The organism is Rhodococcus kronopolitis (assembly GCF_042654025.1).
Lineage (GTDB): Bacteria > Actinomycetota > Actinomycetes > Mycobacteriales > Mycobacteriaceae > Rhodococcus_G > Rhodococcus_G kronopolitis.
Genome location: NZ_JBHSFO010000012.1, coordinates 96538 through 113219 on the forward strand (window position 1 = coordinate 96538; position 16682 = coordinate 113219).

At 70.3% G+C, this 16682-nt stretch carries 16 protein-coding genes and 1 tRNA gene; 5 read left to right on the top strand and 12 right to left on the bottom strand.

The genetic code is table 11. The features are described 5' to 3' along the window. Positions 1 to 19 precede the first annotated feature (19 nt). The 3 genes from pth to ACFO6S_RS17465 form a co-directional block, all read right to left on the bottom strand. Positions 20 to 613, bottom strand: a complete 594-nt coding sequence (gene pth / locus ACFO6S_RS17455) for an aminoacyl-tRNA hydrolase (protein ID WP_378419132.1) — start codon at positions 611 to 613, stop codon at positions 20 to 22. A gap of 124 nt (positions 614 to 737) precedes the next feature. Beyond that, the gene (locus ACFO6S_RS17460; protein ID WP_378419134.1) at positions 738 to 1325 is read right to left on the bottom strand and encodes a 50S ribosomal protein L25/general stress protein Ctc; all 588 of its coding nucleotides are present in this window, start codon (positions 1323 to 1325) and stop codon (positions 738 to 740) included. A 223-nt stretch (positions 1326 to 1548) separates the two neighbouring features. Further along, positions 1549 to 2730 (bottom strand): aminotransferase class V-fold PLP-dependent enzyme, encoded by a 1182-nt coding sequence (locus ACFO6S_RS17465; protein ID WP_378419135.1) that lies wholly within the window; start codon positions 2728 to 2730, stop codon positions 1549 to 1551. Positions 2731 to 2902: 172 nt separating this feature from the next. Between ACFO6S_RS17465 and egtA the strand changes: the two genes are divergently transcribed. The 4 genes from egtA to egtD are packed head-to-tail and all read left to right on the top strand — an operon-like array spanning position 2903 to position 7213. Beyond that, complete coding sequence (gene egtA / locus ACFO6S_RS17470; RefSeq protein WP_378419137.1) at positions 2903 to 4141, top strand: ergothioneine biosynthesis glutamate--cysteine ligase EgtA; 1239 nt, start codon at positions 2903 to 2905, stop codon at positions 4139 to 4141. Further along, entirely contained in the window at positions 4138 to 5451 is a 1314-nt protein-coding gene (gene egtB / locus ACFO6S_RS17475) for an ergothioneine biosynthesis protein EgtB (protein ID WP_378419139.1), read from the top strand. Before egtA ends, egtB begins: the two co-directional genes overlap by 4 nt. 5 nt (positions 5452 to 5456) lie before the next feature. Then, positions 5457 to 6218, top strand: coding sequence for an ergothioneine biosynthesis protein EgtC (gene egtC / locus ACFO6S_RS17480; RefSeq protein ID WP_378419140.1), 762 nt, complete (start codon positions 5457 to 5459; stop codon positions 6216 to 6218). Then, positions 6215 to 7213, top strand: coding sequence for an L-histidine N(alpha)-methyltransferase (gene egtD / locus ACFO6S_RS17485; RefSeq protein WP_378419142.1), 999 nt, complete (start codon positions 6215 to 6217; stop codon positions 7211 to 7213). The genes egtC and egtD overlap by 4 nt, the downstream gene beginning before the upstream one ends. 73 nt (positions 7214 to 7286) lie before the next feature. Here egtD and ACFO6S_RS17490 read toward each other — a convergent pair whose 3' ends face one another. Continuing rightward, positions 7287 to 7424, bottom strand: a complete 138-nt coding sequence (locus tag ACFO6S_RS17490; RefSeq protein WP_378419144.1) for a hypothetical protein — start codon at positions 7422 to 7424, stop codon at positions 7287 to 7289. 181 nt (positions 7425 to 7605) lie between these two features. Here ACFO6S_RS17490 and ACFO6S_RS17495 point away from each other — a divergent pair, with 181 nt between their 5' ends. Beyond that, positions 7606 to 8118, top strand: coding sequence for a hypothetical protein (locus ACFO6S_RS17495; RefSeq protein WP_378419145.1), 513 nt, complete (start codon positions 7606 to 7608; stop codon positions 8116 to 8118). A gap of 44 nt (positions 8119 to 8162) precedes the next feature. On the opposite strand, the gene ACFO6S_RS17500 is transcribed toward ACFO6S_RS17495, so the two are convergent. The 8 genes from ACFO6S_RS17500 to ACFO6S_RS17535 form a co-directional block, all read right to left on the bottom strand. Next, the gene (locus ACFO6S_RS17500; protein ID WP_378419147.1) at positions 8163 to 9863 is read right to left on the bottom strand and encodes a cutinase family protein; all 1701 of its coding nucleotides are present in this window, start codon (positions 9861 to 9863) and stop codon (positions 8163 to 8165) included. A gap of 208 nt (positions 9864 to 10071) precedes the next feature. After that, positions 10072 to 11916 (bottom strand): hypothetical protein, encoded by a 1845-nt coding sequence (locus tag ACFO6S_RS17505; protein ID WP_378419149.1) that lies wholly within the window; start codon positions 11914 to 11916, stop codon positions 10072 to 10074. An 81-nt stretch (positions 11917 to 11997) separates the two neighbouring features. Next, positions 11998 to 12486, bottom strand: coding sequence for a GNAT family N-acetyltransferase (locus ACFO6S_RS17510; RefSeq protein ID WP_378419151.1), 489 nt, complete (start codon positions 12484 to 12486; stop codon positions 11998 to 12000). A 24-nt stretch (positions 12487 to 12510) separates the two neighbouring features. Continuing rightward, positions 12511 to 13188 carry a hypothetical protein gene (locus ACFO6S_RS17515; RefSeq protein ID WP_378419153.1) on the bottom strand — a complete coding sequence of 226 codons (678 nt, stop codon included), beginning with the start codon at positions 13186 to 13188 and terminating at the stop codon, positions 12511 to 12513. Between the two features lie 166 nt (positions 13189 to 13354). Continuing rightward, positions 13355 to 13990: a DUF2461 domain-containing protein gene (locus ACFO6S_RS17520; RefSeq protein ID WP_378419457.1), complete on the bottom strand. Its 636-nt coding sequence runs from the start codon at positions 13988 to 13990 to the stop codon at positions 13355 to 13357. Between the two features lie 74 nt (positions 13991 to 14064). After that, entirely contained in the window at positions 14065 to 15045 is a 981-nt protein-coding gene (locus ACFO6S_RS17525) for a ribose-phosphate diphosphokinase (RefSeq protein WP_378419155.1), read from the bottom strand. Continuing rightward, positions 15042 to 16520, bottom strand: coding sequence for a bifunctional UDP-N-acetylglucosamine diphosphorylase/glucosamine-1-phosphate N-acetyltransferase GlmU (gene glmU / locus ACFO6S_RS17530; protein ID WP_378419157.1), 1479 nt, complete (start codon positions 16518 to 16520; stop codon positions 15042 to 15044). Before glmU ends, ACFO6S_RS17525 begins: the two co-directional genes overlap by 4 nt. A 32-nt stretch (positions 16521 to 16552) precedes the next feature. Further along, positions 16553 to 16623: transfer RNA gene (locus tag ACFO6S_RS17535), tRNA-Gln, on the bottom strand. Between the last annotated feature and the right edge of the window lie 59 nt (positions 16624 to 16682).

Sequence of the window (16682 nt, forward strand, 5' to 3'; positions counted from 1 at the left end):
GGCCGCTGCGGGGTGCCGCTCAGTGCAGCCGGTTCTGCGCGGCCTCGAGCCCGACGCGCAGCAGCAGGTCGACAGCGTCCGCCGCCTCCTCGCAGTTCAGGTCCAGCTCCTTGCGTTCGACCGAGGAGAACGGCTTGAGCACGTAGTCGGCCGGGTCCATCCGGCCCGGGGGACGGCCGATGCCGACGCGCACGCGCAGGTAGTCCTTGGTGCCGAGCGACTGCGAGATCGAACGCAGCCCGTTGTGCCCGTTCTCGCCGCCGCCGAGCTTGAGCCGCAGCGTTCCGAAGTCCAGGTCCAGCTCGTCGTGCACCACCACGATGTTCGCGGGTTCGACGGAGAAGAACCGGGCCAGCGCGGCGACCGGCTGGCCGGAGAGGTTCATGTAGGAGCGCGGCTTGGCGAGGATCACCTGACGGCCGGCCATCCGGACGGTGACGGCGTCAGCGCCGCTCTTCTTGTGCACGCTGAACCGGGCGCGTTCGCGGGCGGCGAGCGCCTCGACCACCAGGAAGCCGACGTTGTGCCTGGTGCGCTCGTACTGGGGTCCGGGGTTGCCCAGTCCGACGACCAGTGCGGGGCCTTGGGGCTCGGTCGCGGTGTTCTCGCTCAACGCTTCGGTTCTCTCACTGGTAGGGGCGTTTCGACTGCGCCGGATACGAAGAACGGCGCGCCATCCCTGACGGGACGACGCGCCGTTCACGTTAGCGCTGCACTGATGGGTGCCGGCCGATGGCTCAGGCCTCTTCGGCAGCTTCCTCGGCCTCGGGCTCGCCCGACGGAGCGGCAACGACGTTGACGATCAGCAGGTCGGCGTCGTCGGCCAGGGTGGCGCCGGCGGGCAGCTCAATGCCGCCGGCCAGGATCTGGGTGCCGGCCTCGGCGCCCTCGATGGAGACCTCGATCTGGTCCGGGATGTTGAGGGCGTCGGCCTCGAGCTTGATGGTGTCGACGTCGGTGACGACCAGGGCGTCGGACTTGGCGTTGCCGACCAGGACGATCGCGACCTCGACGGAGACCTTCTCGCCCTTCTTCACGATGAGGAGGTCGGTGTGCTCGATGTGGCGACGGATCGGGTGCACGACGACCGACTTGGTCAGCGCGAGCTGCTCGGTGCCCTCGATGTCCAGGGTCAGGATCGAGTTGGTGCCGTGGGCGCGCAGGACGCGGGCGAAGTCACGGGCGTTCAGCGTGAGGTGCTGCGGCTCGCTCTGGTGGCCGTACAGCACGGCGGGGACCAGGCCGTCACGACGTGCGCGGCGGGCGGCACCCTTGCCGAACTCGGTGCGGACGGCGGCTTCGAGACGGTTGACTTCGTTCGACATGGAAATACAGCTCCTACGGCTCACATCAGATTTACATCGCTTGGATGTTGAGCTCGACGGGGGGCGGACAACGCGCACGGCCCGGAGCAGTGACGCTCGATTGGTAGCCGTAGCCGCGTCGATCACGGTAATCCAACGGTTGTTGGTTCACCCTCGCCGAGACAACTTGGACAGCGTACCGGACGCCCCCGCCCCGACGCCACCCGGCGGTCGACCGTCGGCGTCACCGGATGGCGTCGACCGCGTCGACCAGCCGCTGCACGTCCTCGAGGGTGTTGAAGTAGTGCGGCGACGCGCGCACCACGGCGTCCAGGCCGCGGCGGCTCATGTCCACCTGGGTCGAGCTCCGTCCGCTCACCGTCACGGTGATGTCCTTGGCGGCCAACGACTCCCGTACCGCGGCGGGTTCGGTCCCGGTGACCGTGAACGAGACGATGCCGGTCCGGGTGGCGCCGAGGTCGCGCACGGTCACCCCGGGTACTGCGGCCAGGCAGGCCCGCGCGAACTCGGCCCGTTCGGCGACCGACGCGGCGACGGCCTCGATGCCGAGCCCCAGCAGGTACCGCACCGCCGCGCCGAGCCCCAGGCGCCCGGCGACCGAGCACTCCCAGAACTCGAACCGGGACGCGTCCTCGGCGAGGCGGTACCCGCCGAGCTGCTTCTGTCCGGACAGTTGCGCACCGTGCAGGTCCAGCGCCGCCGGTTCCATCGTGCGGGCCAGCTCGGGGCGCACGTAGAGGAACCCGGTGCCGCGGGGTCCGCGCAGCCACTTGCGACCGGTCCCGGACAGTGCGTCGACGCCGAGCGTGGTCACGTCGACGGGTACCTGGCCGACGGACTGGCAGGCGTCGAGCAGCACCAGCGCCCCGACGCCGTGCGCCAGTTCGACCACCTCGCGGACGGGGTTGAGCAGGCCGCCGTTGGTCGGCGCGTGTACCAGCGAGACCAGGCGCACCCGCTCGTCGAGCATCCGGGCGAGGGCATCGAGGTCGATCTCCCCGGCGGGTGTGGACGGCACCACCTCCACGACGGCATCGGTGGCGCCCGCGCGCTGCAGCGCGGCGATGGCGTTGCTGGCGTACTCGACCTCCGAGACCAGGATCTTCTCGCCGGCGGCCAGCGGCACCGCGTAGAAGAAGTCGGCCCATCCGCGGCTGGCGCTCTCGACCAGCGCCAGGTCGCCGGGCCGGGCACCGAGCAGCTCGGCGAGTGCGACCTTCACGTCGGCGAGGTCGTCGGCGCGTTCGGCGGCGGCCCGGTAGCCGCCGACCTCGGCCTCCCGGCGCAGGTGCGCGATCACCGTCTCGGTCACCACCGTCGGCGGCAGCGAGGACCCGGCACTGTCGAGAAATGCCTGTCCGAAGCAGCCGGGGGTGTCCGCTCGGACGCGATGCTGATCGAGCACGGGTCCTCCCGTGGGGTCGGGTGTGTCGTTCCTGGGGCGGGTGGTGCCTGGACGGTACCGCGGGCGGGTGCGCCGTCGCCGATCTCGGTTTAGTGTCGGAGGCGCTGTTCCACATCCGGCTCGCCCGTGAATTTTTCTGCCTGAGTAGTGCCGCCCAGGATCGGAGCGCATCATGGCAATGGCAGTAGACGCCCGACGGTTCACCACCAGGGCCGCCGCGGAGGCGTATGTCGGTGGTGTCTGTTTCAAGCTGGGGCCGCCGCGGCTGATCGGCGCCGAACTGGAGTGGATCACCTCCGGCGCGGGGCACGATCGACCGGACCTCGACGCCCTCGCGGCCGCGTTGGGTCCGCACGCACCCACCTCCCTGGCCGTCGCCTCGCCCGCCCTGCCCCTGGCACACGGCAGCGCGGTGACACTCGAGCCCGGCGGCCAGGTCGAACTCTCCAGCGCACCGTTTCCCTCCGCCGAGCAGCTGTGTTCCGCGCTCGGCGGGGACGCCCGAACGCTGCGCGGCTTGCTCGCCGACGAGGGCATCGACATGCACGCCGCCGCCGCTGACGTCGCGCGGCCGGCGCGCCGGGTGCTCGAGATGCTGCGCTACCGCGCGATGCAGGACCGGTTCGACCGGATCGGGCCCTTCGGCCGCTTGATGATGTGCAACACCGCGGCCACCCAGGTCAGCGTGGACGCAGGCGCCGACGCGGCCGAGGTTGCCGAGCGGTGGGCCGCGCTCGATGCGATCGGTCCGGCCCTGCTCGCCGGTTTCGCCTGCTCGCCGCGACTGTGCGGGATCCCCGACGGAGACTGGGCCTCGCAGCGGATGCGTGCGTGGCTGGAGCTGGACCCGGCCCGGACCGGTCCGGGCCCGTTGACCGACCCGATCGCCGGATACTCCCGCTGGGCGCTGGACGCCCCGCTGCTCTGTGTGATCGGCGGGTGTCTCGGGTCGAACGGCGGCCGGGACGGCGACTGGTCGGCGCCGGCGTCGGCGAGCTTCGCGGACTGGCTGTCCGGCGCCCTCGACGACGAGGTCGGCCGGAGGCCCGGGCTCGCGGACCTCGACTACCACCTGACCACGTTGTTCCCCCCGGTGCGGGCCTGTGGTCATCTCGAGGTGCGCTACCTCGACGCCCAACCGGGGGACCTGTGGCGGGTTCCGATCGCCGCGCTCGACGCGCTGCTGCGCGACCGGCAGACCCTGGCCCGGGCGTCGGCCCTGGGGGCGCCGGCCGCCGGCCGTTGGCGGGAGGCCGCGCAGTTCGGGCTGAAGGACGGCGAATTGCGTAATGCCGCAGCCGAACTGCTGTTCCTCGCGGCGTCGCGGTCGACGGCCTTCGAGGCGGACCTGGCGGCCGCGGCGCAGCGATGTCGCCGGGGCCGCACCCCAGTCCAGGACTCCCGCGGATGAGCGCAGGCGAGGAGCTGCGGGCCCGGCTGGCGGTGGCGTTGACCCGGGCCCGGGACCGCAGTGCCGCGCTCACCGAGTGCGTCGACGAGACCGAGCTGGTCGCGCAGCACTCGCCGTTGATGAGTCCGCTGGTCTGGGACCTCGCGCACATCGGCAACCAGGAGGAGCTGTGGCTGGTCCGCGACGTCGGCGGCCGCGAGCCGGTCCGGCGTGACATCGACGAGCTGTACGACGCGTTCCGCCACCCCCGGGCCGCCAGACCCGCACTGCCGCTGCTCGATCCGGACGAGGCGCGCGGGTACGTCGCGCAGGTCCGGGACAAGGTGTGGGAGGTGCTGGACCGGGCGCCGCTGCGGGGACGGCGGCTCGAGCGGGACGGTTTCGCGTTCGCGATGATCGCCCAGCACGAGCAGCAGCACGACGAGACCATGCTCGCCACCCACCAGTTGCGCAGCGGCCCGGCGGTGTTGACGGCCCCGCCGCCGCCGTCGCCGTCGTGGCCTCCGGCGGTGGGGGCGGAGGTGGTGGTGCCCGCAGGCGAGTTCACCATGGGTACCTCCACCGACCCGTGGGCCCTGGACAACGAGCGGCCCGCGCACCGGGTCGCTCTGCCGGCCTTCGCGATCGACGCGGCGCCGGTGACCAACGGCCAGTTCCTCGAGTTCCTCGACGACGGTGGCTACCGACGCCCGGAGCTGTGGAGTGCGCGGGGCTGGGAGCATCGGCAGAGTGCCACGCTCGCGGCGCCGCAGTTCTGGGAGCGTGACGGCGCAGGCAACTGGTGGCGCCGGGTCTTCGGGGTGCTGGCGCCGTTGCCGCCTGCAAGTCCGGTGGTACACGTGAGCTACTTCGAGGCGCAGGCCTACGCGCGGTGGGCCGGCAGGCGGCTGCCCACGGAGGCGGAGTGGGAGAAGGCCGCGCGCTGGGATCCGCGGACCGGCGAGTCCCGGCGATTCCCCTGGGGCGAAGGCGAACCCGACTCCGGCCACGCGAATCTGGGCCAACGGCACCTCGAACCGGCCGCGGTGGGCGCCTACCCGGCGGGTCGGTCGCCGCTGGGGGTGGGCCAGCTGATCGGCGACGTGTGGGAATGGACCTCCTCGGACTTCCAGCCGTACCCGGGGTTCTCGGCGTTCCCCTACCGGGAGTACTCGGAGGTGTTCTTCGGCGGCGACTACAAGGTGTTGCGCGGCGGCTCGTTCGGGACAGACCCGGTGGCCTGCCGAGGCACGTTCCGCAACTGGGACCTTCCGATCCGCAGGCAGATCTTCGCGGGGTTCCGTTGTGCGCGAGACGTGGTCGGGGCGTAGGGCGCGTGTGCCGGCACCTCGGTTACCTCGGTCCGCCGCGAGCTGTCGGTGAACTGCTGACCGCCGGGACCCACAGCCTGTTCGTCCAGTCGTGGGCGCCGCGGGACATGCGGGGCGGCGGCACCATCAATGCCGACGGTTTCGGCGTCGCCTGGTGGGACGGCGCCGCCGGTGTCCGCGGGTACCGCAATGCCGCGCCGATCTGGTCGGACCCGGCGGTCGGCGGGGTACTGGCCGGGGTGCGCTCGGGTTCGGTGCTGGCGGCGGTGCGGTCCGCGACGGTCGGCATGCCGCTGGAACGGGCGGCCTGCGCGCCGTTCGAGGACGGCAGTTGGGCGTTCAGCCTGAACGGTCTCATAGGCGGTTGGCCGGAATCGATTGCGGCGCTCGCGGAGTGGCTGCCCGCAGTGGAGCTGCTGCGGATGCCCGCGCTGACCGACTCGGCACTGGTGTGGACGTTGGTGCGGCGCCGCCTGGTCGCGGGCGGACCGGCGGATGCGCTTCGATCCGTGATCTCCGACGTCCTGGCCGCGGCGCCGCGGTCGCGGTTGAACCTGCTGCTCGGCGACGGGTCCACGCTGTGGGCGTCGACCGTGGGTCACTCGCTGTGGGCGCGGGTCGACGATGCGACGGCGCTGGTGGCGTCCGAGCCGGTCGACGACGGGCCGGGCTGGATTCAGGTCCCGGACCGGCGGTTGGTGCGTGCCAGGCCGGGGCAGTTGGAGATCACCGAACTGGACATCACCGAAGCGGAGGGACGGTCATGAGCGAACCGACAGTGGAGGTTCACCTCTCGCCCGAGCAGCTGAACCAGAACCTGCGGGACGACGCTCGTGTCGGGCTGGCGGCGTCACCGAAGTGGTTGCCGCCCAAATGGTTCTACGATGCGCGTGGCAGTGAACTGTTCGAGGAGATCACGCGGCTGCCGGAATACTTTCCCACCCGCACCGAGCGGGAGCTGCTGCGGGTCAGTGCCCCGCACATCGCGCAGGCCACCGACGCGCAGATACTGGTCGAGTTGGGCTCGGGCTCGTCGGACAAGACCCGGCTGCTGCTCGACGCGCTCACCGCCCACGGCACGCTGGAGCGGTACGTGCCCCAGGACGTGTCCGAGGCGGCGTTGGTCTCGGCGGCCCGGCAACTGGCCGAGGAGTTTCCGTCGCTGGCGGTGCACGGGATCGTCAGCGACTTCACCGAGACGCTGCACAATCTGCCGGGCAGGCGTGGCGCGGACGGATCTCGCAGCGGGAGCAGGCGGATGATCGCCTTCCTCGGTGGCACGCTCGGGAACCTGGTCCCGGAGGAGCGGGAGGAATTCCTTGCCTCGATCGCCGAGGTGCTCGAGGAGGGGGAGCAGTTGCTGCTGGGGGTGGGACTGGTGACCGACCCGGACGTGCTGGTGCCGGCCTACGCCGACGCCGCGGGAGTGACCGCGCGGTTCAACCGCAACGTGCTGGCCGTGCTCAACGACCGACTGGGGGCGGACTTCGACCTGTCCAACTTCCGGCACGTGGCGGTGTGGGACCAGACGAACGAGTGGATCGAGATGCGGCTCGAGGCGCGGGACGCGGCCACGGTGCACCTGCCGGCGCTCGATATGTCGGTGGAGTTTGCGGCGGGGGAGCAGATGCGGACGGAGATCTCGGCAAAGTTCCGGCTCGAGGGCATCGGCAAGGAGTTGGCGAGCGCGGGGTTCACCAGCGACCGGGTGTGGACGGATCCGCTGGACCGGTTCGCGCTGATCCTCGCGGACCGGGTGTAGCAGGCGGCAGACGCAGAAGGGCCCGCTCGCCGATGCGAGCGGGCCCTTCCGTGTGGCAGCTGTTGTCTGCGACTTACTTGTCGGCCGACATGGTGTTCAGGTGCATGCCGAGTCCGAGGACCGCGGCGGTGCCACCGAGGATCGTGGCGCCGAACCCGATGATCTTGGCGGCGTCGGCGAACATGGCGAGGTCGGCGTCAGACGAACCCATAGTGAGCACTCCTTGGGATGGAAGGGGGTGATGCACGTCTCAGTGCGGATCCATTTGTACCCAAGCTCACCGGTGCGATCTGCGTCAGTCCCGCTGAGTGAGAATGAATATCAGGAATTGTCCCGACCTGTCGGAAATGGCCATTTTGTCCAGCGCTGAAGGGGCGTCGGGCGCACCGTTGGTGGCGGCAGCATCATCGCCTGAAGACCAGGGGTACTGGAAGGTTCGGCAGATCGGTGGCGGACGCCTCGAATGGACCGATCCCAACGGCGAGAAGCTGGTGACCGTTCCCGGGGGAGCATTCTGCGATCCGGACGCCCGCGACGACTCCGGTCCGGGTGACCGCGCTGCCGCCACCCTGACCGGCCGTGCCCGCGCCGAGGCCGGCCGTGCCCGCGCCGAGGCCGACCTTGCTGCGCGCGGCATCGGCCCGAACGTCCTCGCCGACGGGGCCACCGTTCGACGATTGTTCGAGGACGCGAGCTCGCCGATCACCAACGGCCTCGAGTTCCTTCTCGACCTCAGTGCCCCGCGCTGGCGGAACCCGGAGTTCGACCGGGTGATCCGCGAGTTCCGGGACGCCGGTGGCGACTACGTCAATGCCGGCACGGTCGGACGAACGGTCACCGTGGACCGCTCCTGTCCGCCGAGCCCACGGCGCCCGCGGCCGGACGGATCGCCGCCGCCGTTCTGACCGCGTCGAGCCGTGTGTCCCGACAGTCGGACGCCGAGGCTGATCTACTCGGTCGTGCCTCGAACCGGAGTGGCGGGCGCGCTGGTGGTCGTGGTCGTCGCCGCGGGACTGGTAGTTGGAGTCGCTGCGGGCGATTCCGCGGTCGTCGAACTCTCCGGTGTGTCGACCGGCGTCACGGGGAGGGTCGTGGTCGGAGCTGACGTCGTCGCCGCGTCCGTGCTGGGCTCGGGCGCAGTTGTCTCAGTTGCCGACTCGGTATCCGCCAGCGGCTCGGTCGTCGTCGCCGGTGTCGTGGCCGCCGGGGTCGCGGGCGCGCCGGACGGCGTGGGCGTGCCCGACGGCGTGGGCGTGGCCGACGGCTTTCCGGTACCGGCCGACGAGAGGACGGAGTCCGGCTTCGTCGTCGGATCGATCGACTGCCCGGCCTGTGCCTGCTTTGCGAGTTCGGTCAGCCAGGCGGCTGCGTACTCGGCGGAGGTCAGGGGCTTGCCGTTGGCGGGGTTCGCGTCCCGCCAGTAGTCGAAGTGATGGCCCTTGCCGTTCGGGGCGAGCGTCAAGTTGTACGGATCGCTCATGACCACCGGGATGGTGTTCTGGTTCGTCACGATCAGCCCGACGATCTCCTTGAACACCTTCTTCGGCAGATAGGCCAGCGGGGACATCGTGTCCGCCGAGATCGACTCGGCCTTCGCGGGTGCCTGCACCTTCGTGCCCGGCTTGTGCGACGGATCCGACACCGTCAGCAGTACGTCGAGGAACGTCTGGTCACCCTGCATCCAGTTGGGCTGGGACTGAATCATTGCGAACGCGTCGGTTGCGATGCGGCCGAGGGTGACCGCGACGTCCTGGCCCGTCGCCGGGGTGAGCCCGTTCTTCTCGAGTCCGTCGATGTTCAACTGCCGACCCAGGTTGACCACCAGTTGCAGCAGCGAGATGTTCTGCGGTGCAGCGCAGGTGAGGTCGCCGTCGGAGCAGAACGCGGCGACCTTCCCGGCCAGCGTGCCGAAGTCGTCGCCGCCGGTGTTCGTGACGGCGCCCCGTCCTGGCGTCGCGGTCGTGCCGTTCTGGTACTTGGTGTCGAACCCGTCCGGGTTGGTGAACGGGTTCTTTGCGCCGGGGAACGGGCCCTGACCGGCCGCGCGGCCGGCGTCGGCGAGGATGACGACACCGACGACGTTCGAGGGATCGACGATCGAGTAGCCGCCGTCGGCATCGGCCTGCTGGTGCCCGACATTCATGGCGACACGGCGGGCGACGTCGGCGCCCTCGCTGTACCCGGTGATCGCGAACTTGGTGTTCGGGCACGCCGTCTGGATCTGCCGCATCACCGACTCGGTGTTGGCCACCCCCACGTTGACGGCGTCGTCGTAGCTGTCCATGTTCGCGGGATACGCGATGTAGACGGCGGCGTAGGACCCCTTGTCCACCGAGCCGGACGGTGCATTGACGACCGGGTCCACCCAGTCGCTGCGATAGTCACTCGACAGCGCGGCCGGCAGGTCCTTGCCGTCGGCGCCGACCAGCATCTTCGTCGTGCCCGCCCGGGGCGTGTCGTTTCGGCCGGCGACCGAGACGGTCACCATGTCGTGGCACTCGGTCACCGACGCCGTGAGTTCGGTGTCCGCGGTGTGCGGTCCCGGGGACAGCGCCCACGGCAGCGTGGCGATCGCCGCCACGCCCAGGATCGCGGGCGCGAGCATGCCCGACGCAATCGGATGACGTGCGAAGAACCTACGAGATGCCATGCCCACTCCCCATTCGGACTCCCGGAACACACCGGGTTCTTCCCCCGGCCGGTGCGTCACTTCGTTGTCTGCATTGTCCTGTACATCGTCAGGAGACGCCGGATTGCTACATCCGTGTCTTCTATGTCCCGTTCGGAGCGTCCCGGCCGGTTCGCGGGCGACCGTGGAGTTACTCGACGGTCGAATTGTTCGACCGTCGAGGGACTGGCTACAGCTGCCCCCACGAGGTGGCTTCGGGATGGTCTCGCCGGGCCAGCACGTTGAACACCGCCACGATCTCGTCGTCGTCCTCGGCCGCGAAGAAGTTGTTGTCGACCATCGTCCCGATCGCCATCATGTACTTCTCGGGCAGCGCGATCCCGTCCCGCAGCGCGACCCACAGCCCGGACTGCACGGCCTCGTACGGCTCGCCGACCGCCGCGGCCATCGCGACGAGGCGCACCGCCTCCCGGTCGCCGTCGGCGAGCAGGTCCGGCAGGGCCTGCGCCACCGAGGTCACCAGGTCCGCAGGGTAGTCGGCCGGGTACGGGTTCAGCGCGACGCCATCGCCGCACACCGGGAATGCCGTCAGCATCCGGGATCCACCCTCCATCGGCCGCCGCCAGACGCAACAGACCAGCACCCCGTCGAACGTCCGCTCGTCAAATACGGTGTGCCCGATCTGTGTTCGCCGGTCCGGCGAATCCATCGTCGCGTCGATCCGGGCCAGCGTCGTGTCAGTCGACCACTCGGCCGGGAACTCGGACTTGCCGGGCAGCCCGAGACCGGTGTCGTGCCCGCCGCTCGCCGCGCGAAAGGAGAGCATCCGGTCGAACCTGGTGCCCGGCAGCGCCGCACCCGTCGATCCGGTGACGGCGTCGGGTGCGGGCGGGGCGACGCGGGCGGGTGCTCGCCTGGTGTCCGGTCCGCGGCCGGTGCGCGACGGCGTCTCGGTCCACAGTTCGACACCCTGGCTCACCAGCCAACCGAGCGGGCCCTTCGCCAGGATGTCGTCGACGAACAGGCTGACGACGGCACCCGGATGCGCCTGCGCGGGTGCGCCCAGGCGGCGGCACATCGAGTCGATCTCCGTGTGGGGGACCGTGATCCGGTACTCGGTCGCGGGGTCGCCGGCTGGGCTCGGTACGCCGAGCTCGAAGCCGTCCTCGCTCATGCCGATGAACAGCTCGGAGGCGCCGGCCGACGTGACGCGGGACCAGGTCCCGGGCCGCCGGAGGCCGTTCAGCGGGGCGTCGAACCCGAGCGGGTCGCGCCGCACCGGGCGCGAGGGCGGGCCGGCGGTCCGTCCGGCATGCCACAGGATCAGATCGAGGAACAGGTCGGCGAGGAGCCTGCGGTCGGGTCCGTCGAACCCGTCGGCCCCGGGCGCGACGAGCCAGCTGGGGCCGGCCTGGGGCACGCCGACCAGGGCATCGTGCGCGTCACACCAGCTCTCGACGGTGCCGTCCAGGCCGTCGATCGTGGCCTGGATTCGCCTGACCGCCGCGTCGGTGCGGAAGTTGTTGTGGCCCAGCGGTGAAACTCGAACGGTGGCACCCTGTTCGAGCCGCCAGCCGGTGTACGGTCCGACGGTCCGCGCCGAGACCGGCCCCGGTGGGCCGTCGGCGGCGCAGCACTCCCACAGTTCGTGTGCACTGGCAGGCCGGTTGGCGTACCGGCCACGTCGCCAGTCCAGGTTGTCGAGCATCGCGTCGAGGACGTCGCGAACCGGCAGCTCGCGGTGTCGCGGCTCGTCGCTGCTCGTGGCGGCGATGCCGGAGATGTGATGGATTCTCGAGGGGTCGGCGGTGGCCACCAACGCGTTGTCCTCGCACGTCGCGATCAGGGCCTGATCCGCGGCGGGGGCCGCCAGGTGGAGCCAGAGGGCGCAGGCATCCGAGAGTTCGAACGCCGCAGCGGCGTCGGAGATCGCAATCGACTCCGCGCAGGCCGCCGACTCGGGTCGCGCCCAGCCGCCGACCTCCGGCAGGGCGGGGTTGAACGAGTAGACCGCCCTCCGTCGGCGCCCGACCCGGTACTCCAGTGTGGCGATCCGCACCCCAACGTCGTCCATGACCAGTGTTTCGGTACCGCCGCCGCGGTGTTACAGGTGGGGTTCGCCAATTCCGGTCCGCACGGGCTGCGGGTGCGCGCGCTAGAGGGTCAGCTGCATGATCGTCAGGTCCAGCCAGCGGCCGAACTTCACGCCGACCTCCGGCAGCTGGCCGACCACCCGGAACCCGAAGCGCTCGTGCAGCGCCACTGACGTGACGTTCGTGGCCTCGATGTTCGCCACCATCGCGTGCACCTCGCCGTCGCGTGCGCGGGCGATCAGCTCGGTCATCAACGAGGTCGCGATGCCCTTGCGGTGATGGTCGGCGTGCACGTACACCGAGTTCTCCACGGTGTGCCGGTAGCCGCTCTTGGTTCGCCACGTCCCGTACGAGGCGTACCCGGCCACCGTGTCACCCTCGACCGCCACCAGCACCGGGAAGCCGGCCTCCTGGCGACCCTCGAGCCAGGCCCGACGGTCCGGGATGTCGACCGTCTCCTCGTCCCACACCGCGGTCGAGTTGAGTACCGCCTCGTTGTGGATCGTCAGGATGCCCGGGAGGTCGTCGGGGCCGGCGTCGCGGATCAGCATGCGGTGGACGCTAATTCATCCGGCTCAGTTGCTCATGCCGCGGCGGGTCTTCTCCAGCGCCGCCAGCATGCGCAGGATGGACGCCTGCTGCTTGGTGAGGTCCGCGAGCCGGGCGCGGGCGGCGAGGCCCTGGCCGGTCTCGGCGACCGCGATCTGCTCGCCGACGGTGGTGAGCTGCTCGAGCAGGCCGGTGACCCGGGCCTCGAGCGTGGCCAGGTCCACCGTGGTCGTCGCGACCGAGGCGGTGGTCTTCGCGGTACCGGCAGCGGAACCCGAGGCGGTGGTGGCGGCGGGGGCGGTACGCGGGGCGGTCCGGCGGACCGGGGCGGCCGTCTCGGCGACCACGGCCGCGGCGCGGGGGCGCAGGGCCTTGCGGACCAGTGCCGGGTCCGGCGGGTTCTGCAGGCGCGTCCCGTTCAGCGCGGCGCGGGCGTCGCGAGCGTTGACGCGGACCTCGCGCTCCTCGTCGTCGTCGGACTGCAGCGTGCCGCCGAGCGGGCGCAGGCCGTACATCCCGAGGAAGCGTCGCGCACCTTCGATGATCTCTTCGTTCTCGCGGCAGGTGCCGCACCGGGGCTCGTTCCGATAGGTCTCCACCGAATCGTCGTCACCGCACCACACGCAGGAGCCGGGAACCCAACGTCGGGCCGCCTGCATCGTCGTGGTTCCGGCCGGGACATCGAGAGTCTGCGCGTCAATCACGACGCATGACACTAGGGCAGTCCTCCGCGCCGCACGACACCGGATCGTTACGAACCTGGCGTTCTCCGTTCAGGCGTGACGAATCTCATGGTCAGCCGGTCCGTGTCGCGTCCACATAGCGCACAATTGGTTGTCGCGCAAGAAGATTCCGATTGGTCTCGTGCCGTCAGGACGGATCGCCGAGCACGTCGGCGGCCCACTCGACGAGCGGTTCCAGCGCCGTCCACGCGGCCGCGACCTCGGTGGCGGTCCGGGCAGTGGACAGCCACCGCGGGGAGCCGTAGGAGCGGCCTGCGGTCAGCGAACGGTGCCGCAGCAGTTCGATCCGGGGATGGTCGTCGGCGAACCCCCGTGGCTTCGTCTTGAGGCGGTCACCGCCGATCTCGAATCCGGCGGCGCGCAGGTCGCCGGTGATCGTCTCGAGCTGCCCACCACGAAGCGCCCCGTCGACCGCGGTGCGGTACCGGGCGACCCGGTCGGGGGTGTGTTGGTAGAAGCCGCCCGCGACGAAGAGACCGGACGCGTCGACCTGGACGTAGTAGCCGAGGCCGGACGCGGCGTCGACGAATCCGCCCTGGTGGGTCTTGTAGGGGGTCTTGTCCTTCGAGAATCGCACGTCACGGTACGGCCGGAAGACCTTGCCTGCCCCGAACCGTGGTTCGAGCTCGGCGAGCAGCGCGGTCATCGGCTCGCGGACGCACTCGTCGTAGACACTCTTGTGCGCGGTCCACCAGCTCTTGCTGTTGTCCGCCTCGAGGTCCTCGTAGAAGTCGAGTGCCGCGACGGGAAACCCTGTGAACACCACAGGGACAGGCTATCGCTCGTGCGCGGTTGACGGGTCCACAGACCCGTCAACCGCGCACGAGCGCGAAGCGCCTAGGCGCTGCCGTTGAAGAGCGAGGTCACCGAGCCGTTCTCGAAGACCTCCTTGATGGTGCGCGCGAGCAGCGGCGCGATGGAGAGCACCGTCAGCGTGGGGAACTGCTTCTCCTCGGGGATCGGCAGCGTGTTGGTCGCGATGACCTCCTTGGCGCCGCAGGCCGCGAGCCGCTCGGCGGCCGGGTGCGAGAAGATCCCGTGGGTGGTGGCGATGATGACGTCGCCCGCGCCTGCGTCCTTGAGCACCTTCACGGCGCCGGCGATGGTTCCGCCGGTGTCGATCATGTCGTCGATCAGCACGCAGGTGCGTCCGCTGACGTCACCGACGACCCGGTTCGACTTGACCTGGTTCGGCACCAGCGGGTCGCGGGTCTTGTGCACGAAGGCCAGCGGTGCGCCGTCGAGGGCGTCGGCCCACTTCTCGGCGACCTTGACTCGGCCCGCGTCCGGGGAGACCACGCAGATGTTCTCGGTGCCGTAGTTCTCCCGCACGTACTCGGCGAGCTGGCCCTGCGCGTGCATGTGGTCGACCGGGCCGTCGAAGAAGCCCTGGATCTGATCGGTGTGCAGGTCGACGGTGATGATCCGGTCCGCGCCCGCGGTCTTGAGCAGGTCCGCGATCAGGCGGGCCGAGATGGGCTCGCGGCCGCGGTGCTTCTTGTCCTGCCGCGCGTACGGGTAGAACGGCAGCACCGCGGTGATGCGCTTCGCGGATCCACGCTTGAGGGCGTCGATCATGATGAGCTGCTCCATCACCCACTGGTTCAGCGGCGCGGGGTGGCTCTGCAGGACGAAGGCGTCGCTGCCGCGCACGGACTCCTCGAAGCGGACGAAGATCTCGCCGTTCGCAAAGTCCGTGGCCGTCTGCGGCGTGATCTGGATGTCAAGTTCCTTGGCCACCTGCTCGGCCAGTTCGGGGTGGGCGCGACCGGAGAAGAGCATGAGGTTCTTCTGGTTGTCGATCCAATTCGCGGTCACTGCTCTTCGCCGTCCTTGTTCGTGTTCTCGATGTGGTGCTGCTGTGCCCGCGAGGCCGCGTCGGCCGCCGCAGTGCCGGGTCGGTTCCGCTCGACCCAGCCGTCAATATTGCGCTGCTTGCCTCCGGAGACGGCGAGCGCCCCCGGCGGAACGTCGAACCGCAGCACCGTTCCGGCTCCGGTGTAAGCACCGTCACCCACCTGCACCGGAGCGACGAACATGGTGTCCGACCCGGTTCGCACGTGCGACCCCACCACGGTACGGCTCTTGTTGACGCCGTCGTAGTTGACGAACACGCTCGACGCCCCGATGTTGCTGTGCTCGCCGATCGTCGCGTCGCCCACGTAGGTCAGGTGCGGCACCTTCGAGTGCGCCCCCACCTCGGAGTTCTTCACCTCGACGAACGCGCCCAGCTTGCCGGACTCGCCGAGCACGGTGCCGGGACGCAGGTAGGTGTACGGGCCCACCGTCGCGCCCGCGCCGATCGTCGAGTGCTCCGCGTGGGTGCGCACGACGGTCGCGCCCGCGCCGACGGTGACGTCGGTCAGCGTGCTGTCCGGACCGACGACGGCGTCCTCGCCGATCGCGGTGCGCCCGCGCAACTGCACGCCGGGTTCGATGGTCACGTCGCGGCCGATGGTCACGTCGACGTCGACCCAGGTGGTCGCGGGGTCGATCACGGTGACGCCGGCCCGCATGTGGCGTTCGAGGGTGCGACGGTTCATCTCGCGGCCCAGCGCGGCCAGCTGCACGCGGTCGTTCGCGCCTGCGACCTTGGCCTCGTCCGCGAGCTGTGCCGCGTGCACGTCCCGGCCGGCCAGTCGGGCGATCTTCAGCACGTCGGTCAGGTACAGCTCGCCCTGCGCGTTCGCGGTCCGGAGCTTGCCCAGCGCGTCACGGAGCACCGCCGCGTCGAACGCGTAGACGCCGGAGTTCACCTCGGCGATGGTGACCTGCTCCGGCGTCGCGTCCACCTGCTCGACGATCTCGAGGACCTCGCCGTCGGTGGTGCGGACGATCCGTCCGTAGCCCTTCGGGTCGGCGGGCACGAAGGTGAGCACGGTCACCGCGGCGGGTGTCGTCGCGGACAGGTGCTCGTCGAGCAGCCCGTGCAGGGTGTGGCCGTCGAGCAGCGGCACGTCCGCGGAGGTGACCACCACGGTGCCGTCGAAGTCCGCGGGCAGTGCGCCCAGGCCGCAGGCGACGGCGTGGCCGGTGCCGTTCTGCTCGTCCTGCACGGCGGTGGCGATCTCGCGGTCCAGCTCGGCGGCGACACCGGCGACGGCGGCGCCGACGGCCTCACGCTCGTGACCGATCACGGTGACCAGGTGCGCAGGCTTCAATTCCGCGGCCGCATACAACGAATGGGCCAGCATGGTGCGACCGCCCAGGGCATGGAGCACCTTGGGGGTTTTGGACCGCATTCGTGTCCCCGCACCCGCTGCGAGGACAACCACGGCGGTCTCGACTGGCATGTAACTCCCTCAAGAAGTCGACTTGTCTTGCGCTCCGCCGCCAGGACTCGAACCTGAACTATCTGAACCAAAATCAGAGGTGCTGCCATTACACTACGGCGGATCATTTCGGCAGCGGAGTGCCGTCGAACCGAAGGTCGAGCACCCGCCGCGCGCCCACGA

What these genes read in the sequence shown, in the direction of transcription:
- ACFO6S_RS17460 (WP_378419134.1), bottom strand. Translation starts at nt 1,325, where the DNA reads ATGTCGAACGAAGTCAACCGTCTCGAAGCCGCCGTCCGCACCGAGTTC.
- egtA (WP_378419137.1), top strand. Translation starts at nt 2,903, where the DNA reads ATGGCAATGGCAGTAGACGCCCGACGGTTCACCACCAGGGCCGCCGCG.
- egtB (WP_378419139.1), top strand. Translation starts at nt 4,138, where the DNA reads ATGAGCGCAGGCGAGGAGCTGCGGGCCCGGCTGGCGGTGGCGTTGACC.
- egtD (WP_378419142.1), top strand. Translation starts at nt 6,215, where the DNA reads ATGAGCGAACCGACAGTGGAGGTTCACCTCTCGCCCGAGCAGCTGAAC.
- ACFO6S_RS17490 (WP_378419144.1), bottom strand. Translation starts at nt 7,424, where the DNA reads ATGGGTTCGTCTGACGCCGACCTCGCCATGTTCGCCGACGCCGCCAAG.
- ACFO6S_RS17500 (WP_378419147.1), bottom strand. Translation starts at nt 9,863, where the DNA reads ATGGCATCTCGTAGGTTCTTCGCACGTCATCCGATTGCGTCGGGCATG.
- ACFO6S_RS17505 (WP_378419149.1), bottom strand. Translation starts at nt 11,916, where the DNA reads ATGGACGACGTTGGGGTGCGGATCGCCACACTGGAGTACCGGGTCGGG.
- ACFO6S_RS17510 (WP_378419151.1), bottom strand. Translation starts at nt 12,486, where the DNA reads ATGCTGATCCGCGACGCCGGCCCCGACGACCTCCCGGGCATCCTGACG.
- glmU (WP_378419157.1), bottom strand. Translation starts at nt 16,520, where the DNA reads ATGCCAGTCGAGACCGCCGTGGTTGTCCTCGCAGCGGGTGCGGGGACA.